Source organism: Mesorhizobium sp. NBSH29, from assembly GCF_015500055.1.
GTDB lineage: Bacteria > Pseudomonadota > Alphaproteobacteria > Rhizobiales > Rhizobiaceae > Neomesorhizobium.
Genome location: NZ_CP045492.1, coordinates 954,593 through 971,164 on the forward strand (window position 1 = coordinate 954,593; position 16,572 = coordinate 971,164).

General features: G+C 56.7%; 17 protein-coding genes. 13 read left to right on the plus strand and 4 right to left on the minus strand.

Annotated elements, in window-relative coordinates:
* Window positions 1-101 precede the first annotated feature (101 nt).
* The 3 genes from GA830_RS04675 to GA830_RS04685 form a co-directional block, all read right to left on the minus strand.
* Entirely contained in the window at window positions 102-566 is a 465-nt protein-coding gene (locus GA830_RS04675; RefSeq protein WP_195163942.1) for a DUF2852 domain-containing protein, read from the minus strand.
* A gap of 118 nt (window positions 567-684) precedes the next feature.
* Entirely contained in the window at window positions 685-1,827 is a 1,143-nt protein-coding gene (locus GA830_RS04680; RefSeq protein WP_195163943.1) for a benzoate/H(+) symporter BenE family transporter, read from the minus strand.
* Complete coding sequence (locus GA830_RS04685) at window positions 1,827-2,600, minus strand: alpha/beta hydrolase (protein ID WP_195163944.1); 774 nt, start codon at window positions 2,598-2,600, stop codon at window positions 1,827-1,829. Before GA830_RS04685 ends, GA830_RS04680 begins: the two co-directional genes overlap by 1 nt.
* A gap of 200 nt (window positions 2,601-2,800) precedes the next feature.
* On the opposite strand from GA830_RS04685, the gene infC reads away from it, so the two are divergent.
* The 7 genes from infC (at window position 2,801) to GA830_RS04720 (ending at window position 9,605) form a co-directional block, all read left to right on the plus strand.
* On the plus strand, window positions 2,801-3,337 hold the full coding sequence (gene infC, locus GA830_RS04690) for a translation initiation factor IF-3 (RefSeq protein WP_195164767.1): 537 nt from the start codon (window positions 2,801-2,803) through the stop codon (window positions 3,335-3,337).
* Between the two features lie 99 nt (window positions 3,338-3,436).
* Window positions 3,437-4,090, plus strand: a complete 654-nt coding sequence (locus GA830_RS04695; RefSeq protein ID WP_195163945.1) for a methyltransferase family protein — start codon at window positions 3,437-3,439, stop codon at window positions 4,088-4,090.
* Between the two features lie 195 nt (window positions 4,091-4,285).
* Window positions 4,286-4,489, plus strand: coding sequence for a 50S ribosomal protein L35 (rpmI, locus tag GA830_RS04700; protein WP_195163946.1), 204 nt, complete (start codon window positions 4,286-4,288; stop codon window positions 4,487-4,489).
* Window positions 4,490-4,523: 34 nt separating this feature from the next.
* A complete protein-coding gene (gene rplT / locus GA830_RS04705) occupies window positions 4,524-4,928 on the plus strand; it encodes a 50S ribosomal protein L20 (protein WP_195163947.1) in 405 nt (134 codons plus the stop codon).
* 108 nt (window positions 4,929-5,036) lie between these two features.
* Entirely contained in the window at window positions 5,037-6,122 is a 1,086-nt protein-coding gene (pheS, locus tag GA830_RS04710; RefSeq protein WP_195164768.1) for a phenylalanine--tRNA ligase subunit alpha, read from the plus strand.
* A 54-nt stretch (window positions 6,123-6,176) separates the two neighbouring features.
* Complete coding sequence (gene pheT, locus GA830_RS04715) at window positions 6,177-8,585, plus strand: phenylalanine--tRNA ligase subunit beta (RefSeq protein ID WP_195163948.1); 2,409 nt, start codon at window positions 6,177-6,179, stop codon at window positions 8,583-8,585.
* Window positions 8,586-8,618: 33 nt separating this feature from the next.
* A complete protein-coding gene (locus GA830_RS04720; RefSeq protein ID WP_195164769.1) occupies window positions 8,619-9,605 on the plus strand; it encodes a Gfo/Idh/MocA family protein in 987 nt (328 codons plus the stop codon).
* Window positions 9,606-9,621: 16 nt separating this feature from the next.
* Here GA830_RS04720 and GA830_RS04725 read toward each other — a convergent pair whose 3' ends face one another.
* Entirely contained in the window at window positions 9,622-10,365 is a 744-nt protein-coding gene (locus GA830_RS04725) for a gamma-glutamylcyclotransferase (protein WP_258045560.1), read from the minus strand.
* Window positions 10,366-10,669: 304 nt separating this feature from the next.
* On the opposite strand from GA830_RS04725, the gene dnaK reads away from it, so the two are divergent.
* The 6 genes from dnaK to pyrF all read left to right on the plus strand — a co-directional run bounded on the left by dnaK (window position 10,670) and on the right by pyrF (window position 16,566).
* Window positions 10,670-12,589 (plus strand): molecular chaperone DnaK, encoded by a 1,920-nt coding sequence (dnaK, locus tag GA830_RS04730; protein WP_195163949.1) that lies wholly within the window; start codon window positions 10,670-10,672, stop codon window positions 12,587-12,589.
* Between the two features lie 224 nt (window positions 12,590-12,813).
* Window positions 12,814-13,941: a molecular chaperone DnaJ gene (dnaJ, locus tag GA830_RS04735; RefSeq protein ID WP_195164771.1), complete on the plus strand. Its 1,128-nt coding sequence runs from the start codon at window positions 12,814-12,816 to the stop codon at window positions 13,939-13,941.
* A 107-nt stretch (window positions 13,942-14,048) separates the two neighbouring features.
* A complete protein-coding gene (gene pmtA / locus GA830_RS04740) occupies window positions 14,049-14,657 on the plus strand; it encodes a phospholipid N-methyltransferase PmtA (RefSeq protein ID WP_195163950.1) in 609 nt (202 codons plus the stop codon).
* 21 nt (window positions 14,658-14,678) lie between these two features.
* Complete coding sequence (locus tag GA830_RS04745; protein WP_195163951.1) at window positions 14,679-15,269, plus strand: NADPH-dependent FMN reductase; 591 nt, start codon at window positions 14,679-14,681, stop codon at window positions 15,267-15,269.
* On the plus strand, window positions 15,266-15,856 hold the full coding sequence (locus tag GA830_RS04750) for a histidine phosphatase family protein (RefSeq protein WP_195163952.1): 591 nt from the start codon (window positions 15,266-15,268) through the stop codon (window positions 15,854-15,856). Before GA830_RS04745 ends, GA830_RS04750 begins: the two co-directional genes overlap by 4 nt.
* Window positions 15,853-16,566 (plus strand): orotidine-5'-phosphate decarboxylase, encoded by a 714-nt coding sequence (gene pyrF, locus GA830_RS04755; protein WP_195163953.1) that lies wholly within the window; start codon window positions 15,853-15,855, stop codon window positions 16,564-16,566. Before GA830_RS04750 ends, pyrF begins: the two co-directional genes overlap by 4 nt.
* Window positions 16,567-16,572: the final 6 nt, after the last annotated feature.

Consider the following 16,572-nt stretch of genomic DNA (forward strand, 5'->3'; position numbering starts at 1 on the left):
GTGTCTAAGGATTGGAAATAAGTGATGTGAAGTTCGCGCGCTGACAAAAAAATATCGACGCCAGAATCCCGGCGTCGATATCGTCTTTCAAGCGCAATAAGTCATGCTTCGTCGAGCAGCCCGCCAGACTTGCCCCTGCTTCTCGGAGTGGTCGTCGGCGCGGTAGCTCTGTTGCGATTGGCCATAAACCGGTCAAATTCGTCCTGGTCTTTGGCTCGGCGCAACTCGCGGGCGTATTCGTCAAACTCTTCGAGCATATCGTCAAGCTTCTTGCGTTCCTCAGCGAGACGCTCAAGTTCCGTTCCGCGCCAGTCATCGAAAGCCACGTTGCCGGTTCGCGCATTTCCGTGTCCCCAGCGATGGGCTTTGTCTGCGCCGCGCCGGCAGCTAGCGAAAATACCATCAGTGGCGCGATTTGCGTCGCGCTTGAAGCCCTCGAGCCGGTCGCCCCAGATAATATAGGCGATCATGGCAAGGCCTAGCGGCCAGAACACCATGAAGCCGATCACCATCATCGCAATGGTTGCCGGCGTCCAGGCCGGACGGATCAGTGCAGTTGTGTTCATCGTCTCCCGTTCCTTCAGTTGGAGGCGGCGGGAAATGCTGCCGCTGAAATCGAGATGGGAAAACCAATATGGCGATTCAAGATCGGTTCGTCAGATTCCGGATAAGACGTTGAAGAAATTACGCTGTTTTGAACGAATCAAGAGTTAGAACAACCAGGCCTGCCAGCAATCCCCAGAAGGCGGCGCCCACGCCGAACAGCGTGAGGCCCGAGGCGGTGACAGCAAATGTAACTGTAGCAGCCATGCGCTCGGTTTCATCCTTAAGTGCAATAGTTAGCGCATTGGCCAGAGCGCCAAGCAATGCCAGCCCGGCGACAAGCACGATCAGATTTTGCGGAAGCACCGAAAAAAGCGCCACCAACGAGGCACCGAAGAGCGCGAAGACGAAGTAGGCCATCGAGTAGAACGGTCCGGTCTTCCAGCGTTGCTCGGGATCAGGATGGACGTCCGGGCCGGTACAGATTGCTGCCGAGATCGCGGCAAGGTTTGTCGTGAGTGCTCCGAACGGGGCGGTGAGTAATGAAACGAGCCCTGTGACGGTGACGATTGGTCCAGCCTTCGGAGTGTAGCCGGCAGCCCTCAAAACCGCGAGCCCCGACAGATTCTGGGATGCCATGGTGACGAGATAGAGTGGCAAGGCCAGGCCAATCGCCGCCGACAACGAAAAGCTTGGAGCAATCAGCGTCAGCGTAGAAATCTGCGGCGCTGGCATCGCGCCCAGCCGTCCCAGGAGAAATGCGAGCACGCCGCCTCCAACAAGCACAGCAAGCACCGAGAGCGCCGGGTTGATAAGCCGGATCAGAAAAAACGCAGCCACCAACGGCGCGATAAGCAAGGGATCAGCCGGCACCGCCTTTGCTGCATTCATAGCAAAACTCACAACGATGCCAGCAAGCATGGCCGAGGCGATTGACGCCGGTATACGGGCGATCAACCGGGTTAGCGGTCGAAACAGTCCGGTAGCGATCAACATCAGTGCAGCGAGTATGAACGCGCCGACCGCGTCGTTCATGGTGAAGCCGCTGCTGGCTGCAATGAGGGCTGCGCCCGGCGTCGACCACGCGGTGATAACGGGCATACGCGTCTTCCACGACAACCACGCCGTTTCAAGCGCCATGGCCAGGCAGATCGCAGTCACCCAACTTGCCGTCTGTGCTTGCGTGGCGTCGACGGCATCGGCAGCCGCGATGATAAGCGCTAAGGTGCCTCCGAAGCCGACAATGGCGGCCACGAAAGCCGAAACCGGGATGGATATGCGCATCAGCATGCCCGCAAAACGAGTTCGTCGACAGCCCGGAGCATGAGGGCGAGATCCTGGGGGCGCGAGAGTCGGTGGTCGCCGTCTGGCACCAACGATAGTGTCACATCGTCTGCTGGCAGGCAGCTGACAAGTTTAAGGGCATGAGCGTGCGGAACATCGGGGTCGTTCATGCCTTGGATGATATGTACGGGGCAATGGGTATCGATGGGCCCGGTCATTACCCTGTTGGACCGCCCATCCTCCATGAGAGCTCTCGTATATATGTTGGGGCCTTCCGAATAGTCTGACGGTTCTTCGAAATAGCCATTCAATTTGAGTTCTTGTCGCTGGGCCTCGGAAAGTGCTGGCTCGACAAGGTCTGTGGTGAAGTCGGGCGCAGGAGCGAGGAGAAGCATTCCGGCAATACGGCCGTATGAACCACTTTGGGCAAGCCTTTGTGCCATCCTTAGCGCAATCCAAGCGCCCATCGACGATCCGATAAGGATCTGGCGTTCACCGCCAAATTGGCGAAACACGGCCAGACTTTGCTCGAGCCACAGCGAAATTGTGCCTTCGCGGAATGAGCCGCCGGATTCGCCATGGCCCGAATAATCGTGGCGCACCATGGCCCTTCCCTTGTCTGCAGCCCAGCCGTCAAGAGCGGCAGCCTTGGTTCCGCTCATATCCGATCGGTATCCGCCAAGCCACATCAACCCTGGACCGCGCCCTTTACGCCGTCGCACCGCGATTGGCACACCACCCACGTCCAGAATCTCGGGTTGCGATTTGTGCATCTTGCCCCTCGTTGCGCATTGCAAGCTCTTCTGCCACGAACCGGACCGACCGGGTAGTCAGTGCGCATTTTAGACGATTTCAGGTTTGACGGTGATTCTTTCAAACGGCTGTGCTATTGACACCGCCATTGTGCGAACGACATAGCGCATACCCGTTTTAGAACGCCGATACTTATCGAAACAGCCAGGAGAATACGACCATTCGCAGACCCTTTAAAGCCGCAGCGCCCACCAAGGACGGGCCGCGCGCCAATCGAGACATCCGGGTACCCCGGGTCCAACTCATCGACGTGGACGGAAGCAACCGCGGCAACGTGTCAATCAACGACGCGTTGCTCGCCGCAGAGGAACAGGGTCTCGATCTCGTCGAGATTTCCCCCAACGCAGAGCCACCTGTCGTCAAAATTCTCGATCTTGGAAAGCTGAAATACGCCAATCAGAAAAAGGCTGCAGAGGCGCGGAAGAACCAAAAGGTCATCGAGATCAAGGAGATCAAGATGCGCCCCAACATCGATACCCATGACTATGAGGTGAAGATGCGCGCCGTGCGCCGGTTCTTCGAGGAAGGCGACAAGGTCAAGCTGACCCTTCGCTTCCGCGGTCGCGAAATGGCCCATATGGAGCTGGGCATGCAGCTTTTGAACAAGGTGCGAGAAGAAGTGGCGACAATTGCCAAGGTGGAGGCCGAGCCGAAGCTCGAAGGACGCCAGATGATGATGGTGCTTGCCCCACGTTAAGGCGTGCGTCACATAGGCTTGAGGCCGCTTACGCGGCCTTTTGTTTTGGCCCCGATTTCGTGCCCAGGTGCGGCAAAGGCAATTTTTGAGGGTAGTTACATGGTTGCGTCGACGCGGCCCGAAACCATAAAGACAAAATCCGCCGACGAGCTAAGCCGTTATCAGCGTCGGCGTCGCCAGGTGCTGGCGGTACTCGTTGTGTTCATGCTCATGGCGTTGCTGTTTGTTCGTTCGGCCTATGCGCCTTCAGATGGTATGCACGAACATATCGAAGCTTTCGGTATCGGCGCCATGGTCTTTGCCATCCTCGGCCGTACCTGGTGTACTCTCTATATAGGCGGGCGAAAGAGTTCCGAGATAGTCAGGGGCGGGCCCTATTCGGTAACGCGCAATCCACTTTACGTTTTCAGCGCCATCGGCGCTGGAGGAATAGGAGCAATGTCAGGCAGCCTTACGGTCGCCTTTCTGCTCGCGTTCCTCTGCTACATCGCTTTCCACGCAGTAATCCTCGTTGAGGAAGCATATCTGGAGCAAAACTTCGGCGCCCCCTACAAGAGTTATATGCAGGACGTGCCGCGCTTCTTCCCAAACCCGTGGCTGTTTCGCGAGAGCGACATGCTTTCCGTAAGGCCACAGACCCTCTATCGAACCTTCACCGATGGACTTTTCTTCCTCGCCGCCTATCCATTTTTTGAAGTGATAGAAAACCTGCAGGAAAGCGGCTTTTTGCCCGTCCTCCTGCATCTCTATTAGCGGCTTGGTTCCAGAAAAAAGAGTCGGTTGCGCTTTTAGGGCTTCGCCGGTATAAGGCCGCGTTCAGAACCGTCCGGCAGGGCATGCCGTGGCGGTTCGCAATGCTTTTCAGGCTAGGTCTGCCTGAAATTGAAAAATGAAGGGACGCCACATGCCAAGGCATGAAAGGAAGTCCTGCAAAAACGGAGTAGCAAAATGCCCAAGATGAAGACCAAATCAGCCGCCAAAAAGCGGTTTAAGATTACTGGTACCGGTAAAGTTTTGTCGGCTGCTGCCGGCAAGCGTCACGGCATGATCAAGCGTTCCAACAAGTTTATTCGAAATGCTCGCGGCACGATGGTTCTGGCTGAACCGGATGGCAAGAAGATCATCAAGAATTTTCTGCCGAACGGCCTTTGAGCCTCGGCCCGGAACGAATTAAGGAGATCATGACATGGCACGCGTAAAAAGAGGCGTTACCTCACACGCCAAGCACAAAAAAGTTCTGAAGGCCGCCAAAGGTTTCTACGGTCGCCGTAAGAATACCATTCGTATTGCAAAGCAGGCTGTCGAAAAGTCGCTGCAATACGCATATCGCGATCGCAAGAACCGCAAGCGCAACTTCCGCGCTCTGTGGGTGCAGCGCATCAACGCCGCTGTTCGCGAGCAGGGCCTGACCTACGGCCGCTTCATTGATGGTCTGAACAAGTCCGGCATCGAGATCGACCGCAAGGTTCTTTCGGATATGGCAATTCACGAGCCACAGGCATTTGCTGCTCTCGTGGTTAAGGCAAAAGCTGCCCTTGAATATCTGAAGGACACCACCCCGAACGCTTTTGAAAGCGCTGTCGCCGCCTAAGGCCAGCCGCTTCCCAAGCGATTCGATACTTGATTTGGGAAACCCGCGCTGGCACGGCTGGCGCGGGTTTTTTGCTTTTGTGCGTAGCTAGCCACGTTGAGAGACATGATGAGCGAACTTGATATCCTTGAAACTTCCCTGATGAGCGAAATCACCGCTGCAAGCGATGAGCAAGCGATTGAGGCTGTGCGTCTCTCAGCGCTCGGCAAAAAGGGTTCGGTTTCCGAAATGCTGAAAACTCTTGGCGCAATGAGTGCCGAAGACCGGCAGGTTAAGGGGCCGGTGATCAATGGTCTTAAGAACCGCATCACCGAGGCGCTGACAGTGCGCCGAAATGAACTGCGCGATGCGGCCATAACCACCAGATTGGCTGCCGAAAAAGTAGACGTCACCTTGCCACTTCGCCAAGCCCCGGCAGAGCGCGGGCGTATCCATCCCATCAGCCAAGTGATTGATGAAATTACCGCTATCTTTGCCGATATGGGTTTCTCCATTGCCGAAGGCCCGGATGTCGAGACAGACTATTACAATTTCACCGCTTTGAACTTCCCCGAAGGTCATCCGGCGCGCGAAATGCACGACACGTTTTTCTTGCAGGCAGCAGAAGGCGCCGCCGCAAAGGTCCTGCGCACGCACACATCACCCGTGCAGATCCGCACCATGGAAACGCAAAAGCCGCCAATCCGCATTGTTATTCCCGGCAAGACCTACCGCATGGATTCGGATGCCACCCACACCCCAATGTTCCATCAGGTCGAGGGGCTGGTGATCGACAAGACTGCCAATGTCGCCAATATGCGCTGGGTATTGGAAGAGTTCTGCAAGGCCTTCTTCGAGGTTCCATCCTTGAAAATGCGTTTTCGCCCGAGCTATTTTCCGTTCACCGAGCCAAGCCTTGAAGTGGACATTCAGTGCGACCGCTCAAAGCCCGGCGAAGTGCGCTTCGGCGAGGGCGATGACTGGATGGAAATTCTTGGCTGCGGCATGGTGCACCCCAATGTGCTGCGCGCCGGCGGGCTGGACCCTGACGAATATCAGGGCTTTGCCTGGGGCATGGGCATCGACCGCATCGCCATGCTGAAATACGGCATGCCGGACCTGCGCGCCTTCTTCGATGCAGATGTGCGCTGGCTCTCGCATTACGGTTTCCGCCCGCTCGACATGCCAAGCCTGTTTGGCGGGCTGAGCCAGTGAACGCAGACGACCGGATGTCCCTCAGAACAGTCCGCTAAAAGACAGAGTTAAAGAATGAAATTCACCCTCTCCTGGCTCAAAGATCATCTCGAAACCGATGCGTCGCTGGATCAAATTGTTGAACGGCTGACGTCGATCGGTCTCGAGGTTGAATCTGTCGATGACAAATCGAGCCTGAAACCTTTCGTCATCGCAAAAGTTCTGACGGCTGAAAAACATCCTGATGCCGACAAGCTGCGCGTGCTGAGCGTGGATATTGGCAATGGGCAGGCACCCATTCAGGTCGTGTGCGGCGCGCCCAATGCGCGTGCCGGTCTAATTGGTGCGTTCGCGGCACCGGGGGCTTATGTGCCGGGCATCGACGTTACTTTGGCTATCGGGAAAATTCGCGGCGTCGAAAGCCACGGCATGATGTGCTCCGAGCGCGAGCTGGAGCTTTCAGATGAACATGATGGTATTATTGATCTGCCCGCAGATGCGCCGGTCGGCACCAGCTATGCCAGCTATGCCCATTTGGACGATCCGCTCATCGAGATCGGTCTGACCCCGAACCATCCAGATGCAACGGGTGTCTATGGCATTGCACGTGATCTGGCGGCCTCTGGCCTCGGCACCTTGAAGCTTGCGCAGGTGGAAAAGAGTGTTGCCAGCGGGCAGATGCCTGTGACGGTTTCTATAGATGCGCCAGAGCTTTGCCCCGGCTTCGCATTGCGTCTCGTGCGCGGTGTCAAGAATGGTGCGTCCCCTAAATGGATGCAGCAGCGATTGCTTGCCATTGGCCTGCGCCCCATCAATGCTCTGGTGGATATCACCAATTACATGACCTTTGATCAGGGCCGCCCGCTGCATGTGTTTGATGCTGCAAAGGTCACCGGCAATCTCACCGTGCGCCGTGCTGCTGCGGGAGAGAAAGTGCTGGCTCTGGACGGGCGCGAATACCAGCTGACGCCAGAAATGTGTGTGATTGCCGATGACAAGGGTGTCGAATCTATTGCCGGTATCATGGGTGGCGCGCATTCTGGCTGCGATGAAACCACAACTGATGTGCTGATTGAATCCGCGCTCTGGGAGCCGATGAACATTGCTCGCACAGGCCGCGAACTCGGCATCATCACCGATGCACGCTATCGTTTTGAACGCGGCGTTGACCCCGAAATGATGGCTCCTGGACTGGAACTCGCGACAAAGCTCGTCACGGATTTTTGTGGTGGCCAGCCAAGTGAAGCTCAAATCATTGGCTATGCAGGCTACACCCCGAAAGTTGTAAAATTCCCATTGGCCGAGGTGAAACGTCTGACCGGCCTTGAGGTCGCAGGACAAGAAAGTCTTGATATATTGACCCGGCTTGGCTTCACGGTCAGCGGTTCAGGCGACGAGGTGCGTGTTTCAGTTCCCTCCTGGCGTCCCGATATTGATGGCAAGGCCGACCTCGTTGAAGAGGTCATGCGCATGCATGGCGTTGATGCGATTGAACCGCAACCGCTGCCAGCGCTTGCAGGCGTGGGCACCAAGGTGCTGACAACACTTCAGATCCGCACGCGGTCTGCAAGACGTGCCTTGGCCGTGCGCGGTTTGATGGAAGCCATCAATTGGTCATTCATTTCCGCGAAACACGCTCAGGCATTTGCCGGTGGCCAGCCTGCGCTGAGGCTTGCCAATCCAATTGCTGCCGACATGTCGGACATGCGTCCGTCCTTGCTGCCGGGTTTGCTTTCAGCCGTTCAACGTAATGTTGATCGCGGTTTTGGTGATGTGGCTCTGTTTGAGGTCTCCGGAACTTATGAAGGCGATACGCCTGAAGCACAGCGCAGGGTTGCGGCAGGCGTCAGGCGCGGCACCGCAAAGGCAGATGGCTCAGGCAGGCATTGGAGCGGCAACGGTTCTGTGGTCGGCGTATTCGACGCCAAGGCAGATGCGCTGGCGGCGCTGGAAGCATGTGGTGCGCCAGTTGACAAACTGCAGATCGAAGCAGGTGGTCCAGAATGGTATCATCCTGGCCGTTCAGGCAGCATCAAGCTCGGGCCCAAAGTGCTGCTCGGCACCTTTGGTGAGTTCCACCCAAAGACGCTGGAACTCCTTGATGTGAGCGGGCCGCTCTGTGGCTTTGAAATTTTCATTGATGCCATCCCTGAGCCGAAAGCCAAACCAACACGCACCAAGCCCAAGCTGGAACTTTCGAGCCTCCAGACAGTGAAGCGCGACTTTGCCTTTGTGGTTGACCGTTCGGTGGAAGCCGGCCCTCTCGTTCGGGCAGCGCTGAGTGCTGACAAGAAGCTTGTGACTTCTGTATCCGTCTTCGATCTGTTCGAGGGCGCGTCCCTTGGCGAAGGCAAAAAATCGGTGGCCATTGAAGTATCAATTCAGCCTGTCGAGAAGACATTGACCGATGAGGATTTCGAGGCGCTGGCAACGCGTATCATCGACAACGTCAAAAAGCAGACCGGCGGTGTGCTGCGAGCCTGAAAAGTTCGCGATTAAAAACTGAGGGGGATGAGCATGTTCAGATGGGGTGTATTGTCGACGGCAAAGATTGGCCGTGAACAGCTATTGCCTGCGATTGCAGATGCAGAAAATGGCGTTATCACCGCGATTGCCAGCCGTGAACTGAGCAAAGCCCGTGCGCTTGCAGATCGCTTTGGTGCGCCGCATGCCTTTGGCTCCTATGAGGAGCTTCTGGCCTCTGATGAGGTTGACGGTGTCTACATCCCGCTCCCGACATCGCAGCATGTGGAATGGACACTGAAGGCTGCAAATGCCGGAAAGCATGTTTTGTGTGAAAAGCCGATTGCTCTTCAGGCCGCAGACATTGCCCAAATAATCGAAGCACGCGACCGCAACAAGGTTTTGATCTGCGAAGCCTTCATGGTGTTTTACCATCCGCAATGGATCAAGGTGCGCCAGCTCATCGCTGCTGGCGCTATCGGCAGGGTGCGCCACGTGCAAGGCGCGTTCTCTTACTTTAATGTTGATCCATCGAACATGCGCAATCAGCTTTCGCTAGGCGGCGGCGCGCTACCAGATATCGGCGTCTATCCAAGCGTTGCTACCCGAATGGTGACTGGTAAAGAGCCGGTACGCATTCAGGCCACGGTTGAACGCGACGAGAAGTTTGGCACCGATACCTACTCCAGCGTGAAAGCCGATTTTGGCGATTTCGACCTCACATTCTATTGCTCTACTCAAATGGCGTTACGTCAGTTCATGGTTTTCCACGGCGAGCACGGTTTTATCGAGGTGCACGGGCCGTTCAATGCAGGCGATTACGAGCATTCTCGGGTGGAGTTGCATAACCAAACCCACACCGAGGCAACAGTATTTCGCTTTCCCGGCACGCGCCAATATTGTCTTGAGGTCGAAACTTTTGCACGAGCGGCGCTGGGCGGCGGCGATGATGTCTTCCCGCTCGAGCAGTCGGTCAAAAACCAGAAGATGATCGACGCCATCTTTCGCGCGGGAGAACATGATGGCTGGGAATATCTTTGAGCTCTTACAGCAGGGCTCAGAGGCCGTGCTGTTCTTCAATGTGTCGGGCAACAAGGTCCTGCAGGGCCCAAAGATGTCGGTCATGGATGCCGAGCTGTTCAAGGTGGCTGACCGTGGAAAAAAGATACTCAGCCATTGATCCGCGGTGGCCGCATGCACAGGCAAGAACGGCAGCCAGCTCCTCCATCGGAAGGCCGCTGACATAGCGCCCACTTTTGCGGTTCATGGCGAAGGTAAGTGCCCGAACCGGGCCGGTGCCGGTCTTAACCGTCACCCAACGCGGTGGAAACGCGCTGGGCACCATGCTCATCTCGCGACGAACCAGGCGGTCAAGGTTTTCGGCCAGCGCTTCGGAGGGCAGCCTGTAGAGCGCTCCGCGGCACTGCCCACCGCGATCAAGGGCAAGCATCAGCCCCGGCGCTTCGGGATTGCCACGAAACCGCTGATCCCACCCAAGACAGAAGGCACGGTGCCAGCCATGTACGACGCCTATCCGTTGTTCAACAAAGGCGCAGGCAGGGTTCCAGATCAGAGACCCATAGGCAAACACCCAAAATCCATCGCCGGGGGTTTCTGCGACCAGTTCGGCGACGACCCTTTGATAATCCGAATCGGTCGCCACCCGGTATCCTGGCAGCGCGATAAACCCCGGATCGTCGAATTTTTGGGTAAGCTTTGCTACATGCGCTTGGGTCAGGCGCATGTGTCGTGAAGTAGTTCCGTGCATGCCGGTCCAATCATCGTCGAAATCAGCTTTCAAGGATTATCCGGATATCGCGGGAACACAACCGCAGTGATGATCTCCGCGTGTGCCGTCATGCTCATTTGGGCCAAAGTTGATAAATCCCCGCGGAATCCGACCTCAGACCGAATATGATTGCAAATAGCCGAGCGTATCCACAGCGGATATGCCTTGCGTGTCGGAAAGGGCCTTCTTATATACGCCGCACACTTGCGAGGAGAGCCGGAGCACCGGCAAATTCGTGAGATTTCATGTGTGAACAGGGGCTGTCTCTGGAACGCCTGATCGGGTCCTGACAGTCTGCTTAGTGGAGAGAATGAACATGGCTAAAGTAATCGGTATCGATTTGGGAACGACCAATTCCTGCATCGCCGTCATGGATGGCAAAGATGCGAAGGTCATCGAAAACGCGGAAGGCGCACGCACCACCCCTTCCATCGTCGCCTTTACGAGTGAAGGAGAGCGCCTCGTTGGCCAGCCAGCCAAGCGCCAGGGCGTTACCAACCCCGAAAACACCATTTTTGCGGTCAAGCGCCTGATCGGGCGCCGGTATGACGATCCGGTCACCGAAAAAGACAAGAAGTTGGTCCCCTACAAAATCGTCAAGGGCGACAACGGCGACGCTTGGGTAGAAGCCACAGGCAACAAGCACTCGCCTTCGCAGATATCGGCCATGATCCTGCAGAAGATGAAGGAGACAGCGGAAGCCTATCTCGGCGAGAAGGTCGAAAAGGCTGTCATCACGGTCCCAGCTTATTTCAACGACGCGCAGAGGCAGGCCACCAAGGATGCCGGCAAGATCGCTGGTCTGGAAGTACTGCGCATTATCAACGAGCCGACAGCGGCAGCCCTCGCCTATGGCCTCGACAAAAAGGAAGGTAAGACCATTGCCGTCTACGATCTTGGCGGCGGCACCTTCGATATCTCCGTGTTGGAGATCGGCGATGGCGTGTTCGAGGTGAAGTCGACCAATGGCGACACCTTCCTGGGCGGTGAAGATTTTGACATGCGTCTCGTCGAATATCTCGCAGCCGAGTTCAAGAAGGAACAGGGCATAGATCTGAAGAACGACAAGCTTGCTCTGCAGCGCCTCAAGGAAGCTGCTGAGAAGGCGAAAATCGAGCTTTCAGCGTCGGCCCAGACCGAGATCAACCTGCCGTTCATCACTGCAGACCAGTCGGGTCCCAAGCATCTGACCATGAAACTCACCCGCGCGAAGTTCGAGCAATTGGTCGATGATCTGGTGCAGCGTACCATTGAGCCCTGCAAGGCAGCGCTCAAGGATGCCGGCCTCAAGCCAGGCGAAATCGACGAAGTGGTTCTGGTGGGCGGCATGACGCGCATGCCCAAGGTTCAGGAAGTGGTCAAAAAATTCTTCGGCAAGGAGCCACACAAGGGCGTGAACCCTGATGAGGTTGTGGCGCTTGGTGCCGCGATTCAGGCCGGCGTTCTACAGGGCGACGTGAAGGACGTTCTGCTTCTCGACGTGACCCCGCTTTCCCTCGGCATTGAAACGCTGGGTGGTGTGTTCACGCGTCTGATCGAGCGCAACACCACGATCCCAACCAAGAAAAGCCAGGTGTTCTCGACGGCGGAAGATTCTCAGTCAGCCGTGACGATCCGGGTTTTCCAGGGTGAGCGAGAGATGGCCGCCGATAACAAGGCGCTCGGCCAGTTCGACCTCGTGGGCATTCCGCCTGCACCACGCGGAGTGCCGCAGATCGAAGTCACCTTCGACATCGACGCCAATGGCATCGTCAATGTTTCGGCCAAGGACAAGGGTACTGGTAAGGAGCACCAGATCCGAATCCAGGCATCCGGCGGCCTGTCCGACGCCGACATCGAGAATATGGTGAAGGATGCCGAAGCGAATGCCGAGGCGGACAAGAAGCGCCGAGCCTTGGTCGATGCACGCAACCAAGCCGAGGCATTAGCCCATTCGTCTGAAAAGTCGCTGAAAGAATATGGCGATAAGGTTTCGGAGGGGGACCGAACAGCAATCTCCGAAGCCATCACCGCTTTGAAAACGGCGACAGAGGGCGAGGATCCGGCGGAGATCGAGGCCAAGACGCAGGCGCTCGCCGAAGCGTCGATGAAGCTTGGCCAGGCAATGTATGAGTCGTCTCAGAAAGAGACCGCCGAAGCCGATGCCGCAGCAGATGCGTCCAAGGACAGCGACGACGTGGTCGATGCCGATTTCGAAGAAATCGACGAGGACGACGACAAGAAAAAGTCGGCCTGATCAGTTCTTTGAAAGAAAAAGCCCGGTGCACTGCGCCGGGCTTTTGTTTAAAGGCGCATATCGGACTTCCTGCGTGCAATACTTCGCCTGAAAGCGGAAAAGTTGCAGGTATAATCGCTTCGACTATGGAATCGGCTACTGAGGCCTACTAAATCGGATGCCAGCTGTATCGAAGCCTGCCCACATGAGAAATGATGGGCCAAAAACTTGGCGCACGGGACGACATGAAAGCTGATTTCTACGAAACGCTGGGGGTCCAGAAGGGTGCCGACGAGAAGGAGCTCAAGTCGGCTTTCCGCAAGCTCGCCATGCAGTTCCACCCGGACCGGAATCCGGGTGACAATTCCTGTGAACACAAGTTCAAGGAAATTAACGAAGCTTATGAAACGCTAAAGGACCCCCAGAAGCGTGCGGCCTACGACCGTTTCGGCCACGCTGCTTTCGAGCAGGGCGGTATGAACGGCGGTGGCCAAGGCTTTGGCGGCGGTGGCTTCTCGGATATCTTTGAAGACATTTTTGGCGACATGATGGGCGGGCGGCAGCGCCGTTCATCAGGTGGTCGCGAGCGTGGAGCCGATCTGCGCTACAATATGGAAATCACACTCGAAGAGGCTTTCGCCGGGAAGACGGCGCAGATCCGCGTGCCGGCGTCCATATCGTGCACGGATTGTTCGGGATCCGGCTCGAAACCTGGCACTCAGCCAGTCAATTGTTCCATGTGCGCGGGTGCCGGTCGGGTACGCGCGGCACAAGGATTCTTTTCAATAGAACGGGCCTGCCCGCAGTGCCACGGAAGAGGTCAGACGATTAAGGATCCGTGCCCGAAATGCTCGGGCCAAGGTCGGGTCACAGAGGAACGCTCGCTTTCAGTCAATATACCGGCTGGCATCGAAGACGGTACGCGTATCCGCCTAGCCAATGAAGGCGAAGCCGGCATGCGCGGCTCTCCCCCAGGAGACCTCTATATCTTCTTGTCGGTCAAGCCGCACGAGTTCTTCCAGCGCGATGGCGCGGACCTCTATTGCAAAGCACCGATCGCGATGACGACGGCAGCGCTCGGCGGCCAGTTCGAAGTGGCCACGCTCGATGGAACGCAGACCCGTGTGAAAGTTCCAGAGGGCACTCAGAACGGTCGTCAGTTCCGACTCAAGGGCAAGGGCATGCCGGTTCTGCGGCAACCCAATATCGGCGACCTTTACATTCAGGTGGCGGTCGAAACTCCTCAGAGCCTATCGCGCAAGCAGCGTGAATTGCTGGAAGAGTTTGAACAGCTGTCATCCAAGGACAATAGTCCTCAATCCAGCGGCTTTTTCTCGCGAATGAAAGTTTTTTTCGAATCCTTCAGCGAATGATTACCGGGAAAAAACGAAGTTGCGGTGGCTGTTGGGCCGTTTTGACTTGCTTAGGTCAAAGTCTGGCGTAATAGACTTGATGCCACTGGCTGAACGGAGGGACATCCATGGCTGAAGGAACGGGTTTGCGTAAATCGCTCGCCTCAAAATTCGACGAAGAACTTCGCTTCTTCAAGGGGTGGATCGACAAGCCCAAGGCCGTTGGCTCCATCGTGCCGACAAGTTCCGTCGCCGCGCGTCGCATGGCGTCTGTCGTCGACCCTGATTCGGGTTTGCCGATTCTTGAGGTCGGCCCGGGCACAGGTGTCATCACCAAGGCAATCCTCGCCCGCGGGATCGCCCCCGAAAGACTCTATGCGGTGGAATACTCCCCGGAATTTGTTTCCCATCTGCGTGGCCGCTTTCCGGGCGTCAACGTTATTCAGGGCGATGCGTTCGATCTGGATGCGTCGCTGGGCGAAAAAGGCGAGCTCCAGTTCGATTCAGTCATTTCGGCAGTTCCGCTGCTTAACTTCCCGGTCGAACACCGGGTCCGATATCTCGACAGCTTGCTGAACCGCCTTCCCGCTGGTCGTCCAGTGATTCAGATCACCTATGGTCCTATGTCACCGATTCCACCTGGACGCGGAAACTATACGGTGAAGCACTTCGACTTCATCATCCGCAACATTCCGCCTACGCAGCTCTGGATCTATCGCCGCCCACTGCAAGCCTGAGCTCGGTTGAAGGGGAGGAAAATGGCAGCCAGAATTCTCGTATTCGCAGGCTCGATCCGCACCGGCGCGTTGAGCGGTAAGACGGCGGACGCGGCAATGAAAGAATTGGCCGAGCAGGGCGCCGAAATATCGAGAATTTCGCTTGGCGACTACCCACTGCCGATCTTGAATCAGGATCTGGAGGCAGAAGAGGGCATACCCGACAATGCCTATAGGCTCGGTCGGCAAATCGCGGCCCATGACGGAATGCTAGTTGCCAGCCCGGAATACAATTCCTCGATCCCGCCCTTGCTCAAGAATTGCCTCGACTGGGTAAGCCGCATTCGCAAGGAAGCCGGCAAACCCTTCGCGCCTTTCGAGGGCAAGGTTGCCGCGCTCTGCTCCTCTTCCGATGGTGCATTCGCAGGCGTGCGCGGCCTCTATCATCTTCGTTCCGTACTGCTGCACTGCAAAGTGGAAGTGATCACGCCTCAACTTTCGGTGCCACGCGCTCAGGAGGCTTTTGAGGAGGACGGCTCATTGAAGGATGACCATCTGCGAAAATCGCTTGGCAAGGTGTGTCGGACACTTATTGAGCGGGCACAGATGCTCTCTACCCGTACCCAGCTATGATCGGTTTTTATCTCACCCATCCCCAGGTCAATATCGATCCGTCAATTCCTGTCCCGGATTGGAGCCTATCCGATCTGGGACGCGAAAGGCTCGCAGCAGTGACAGGACGCCCTTGGGTGGCGTCGCTAGCCGCGATATTCTCTAGCGCCGAGCGCAAGGCGCTAGAGAGTGCTGCAATTTTGGTCCAACAAGCAGGTTGCGAAATCACAACTGATGCAAAAATGGGCGAAAATGACCGCGAGGCCACCGGTTTTTTGCCACCAGACCGGTTCGAGAAGGCCGCCGATTGGTTCTTCGCCCATCCAGACGAGAGCTATCGCGGGTGGGAGACCGCCAGACACGCACAAAATCGCATTGTCGAACGCGTCGAAAGCGCGCTTCAGCACCACAGCGCGGGTGATATCGCATTTGTCGGACATGGGGGCGTAGGAACGCTTCTCAAGTGTCATCTCGGCGGGTTTCAAGTCTCGCGGTCTCAGGACCAGCATGCAGGTGGGGGATGCATCTTCGCCTTCAGCCTTTCCCAGCGGCGTCTTTTATGCGATTGGACACAGGTAGAAATCTTCGAAAGGGCAGGCCTTGCATGAGTGATGCGATGCGCGATCGGCTGATCGTCGGCCTCGATGTTCCAACTCTTGGCGAAGCCGAAACAGTTGTCAGCGCCCTCGAGGGGACTGTATCCTGGTTCAAGATTGGCTACCAGTTGGCCTTTGCGGGCGGCCTGGATTTCGCGCGTGAGTTGGCCAGCAGCGGCAGCAAAGTATTCCTCGATATGAAGCTGCTCGACATAGATCACACAGTATCCAGAGGCGTTGAGAACATAGCTAAGATGGGCGTCTCGATGCTCACGGTCCATGCCTATCCAAAGGCGATGAGTGCCGCAGTAGCGGCGGCAAAAGGCAGCAGCCTTTGCCTTCTTGGGGTCACCGTGCTCACCTCAATGGATGAACTGGACGTAATCGATGCGGGATATGAATATGACCCTCACACCCTCGTTCTACGCCGTTCTGAACAGGCGCTTCACGCTGGGATGGGCGGCATAGTCTGCTCTGCCTCGGAAGCGGCGGCAGTCCGCAAGATTGTGGGCAACAAAATGGCCGTGGTGACTCCGGGCATCCGTCCCGAAGGGGGGCAGCGCGGCGACCAAAAGCGTGTCATGACGCCTGGCGAAGCGGTTCGTGCAGGGTCCAGCCATTTGGTGGTGGGGCGTCCTATTATAGGCGCTGAAGACCGTAAAGCGGCGGCTCTCGCCATTTTAGCCGAGATGAGCGCCGCGTTATCTCAAGAGGCGGTGTAGGGTAGA

Bases quoted from the DNA above. Each gene is read 5' to 3' on its own strand.
- GA830_RS04720 (WP_195164769.1), top strand. From the start codon at position 8,619: ATGTTCAGATGGGGTGTATTGTCGACGGCAAAGATTGGCCGTGAACAG.
- rpmI (WP_195163946.1), top strand. From the start codon at position 4,286: ATGCCCAAGATGAAGACCAAATCAGCCGCCAAAAAGCGGTTTAAGATT.
- GA830_RS04695 (WP_195163945.1), top strand. From the start codon at position 3,437: ATGGTTGCGTCGACGCGGCCCGAAACCATAAAGACAAAATCCGCCGAC.
- GA830_RS04745 (WP_195163951.1), top strand. From the start codon at position 14,679: ATGGCAGCCAGAATTCTCGTATTCGCAGGCTCGATCCGCACCGGCGCG.
- GA830_RS04750 (WP_195163952.1), top strand. From the start codon at position 15,266: ATGATCGGTTTTTATCTCACCCATCCCCAGGTCAATATCGATCCGTCA.
- pheT (WP_195163948.1), top strand. From the start codon at position 6,177: ATGAAATTCACCCTCTCCTGGCTCAAAGATCATCTCGAAACCGATGCG.
- GA830_RS04680 (WP_195163943.1), bottom strand. From the start codon at position 1,827: ATGCGCATATCCATCCCGGTTTCGGCTTTCGTGGCCGCCATTGTCGGC.
- pyrF (WP_195163953.1), top strand. From the start codon at position 15,853: ATGAGTGATGCGATGCGCGATCGGCTGATCGTCGGCCTCGATGTTCCA.
- dnaK (WP_195163949.1), top strand. From the start codon at position 10,670: ATGGCTAAAGTAATCGGTATCGATTTGGGAACGACCAATTCCTGCATC.
- GA830_RS04685 (WP_195163944.1), bottom strand. From the start codon at position 2,600: ATGCACAAATCGCAACCCGAGATTCTGGACGTGGGTGGTGTGCCAATC.
- dnaJ (WP_195164771.1), top strand. From the start codon at position 12,814: ATGAAAGCTGATTTCTACGAAACGCTGGGGGTCCAGAAGGGTGCCGAC.
- rplT (WP_195163947.1), top strand. From the start codon at position 4,524: ATGGCACGCGTAAAAAGAGGCGTTACCTCACACGCCAAGCACAAAAAA.
- pheS (WP_195164768.1), top strand. From the start codon at position 5,037: ATGAGCGAACTTGATATCCTTGAAACTTCCCTGATGAGCGAAATCACC.
- pmtA (WP_195163950.1), top strand. From the start codon at position 14,049: ATGGCTGAAGGAACGGGTTTGCGTAAATCGCTCGCCTCAAAATTCGAC.
- GA830_RS04675 (WP_195163942.1), bottom strand. From the start codon at position 566: ATGAACACAACTGCACTGATCCGTCCGGCCTGGACGCCGGCAACCATT.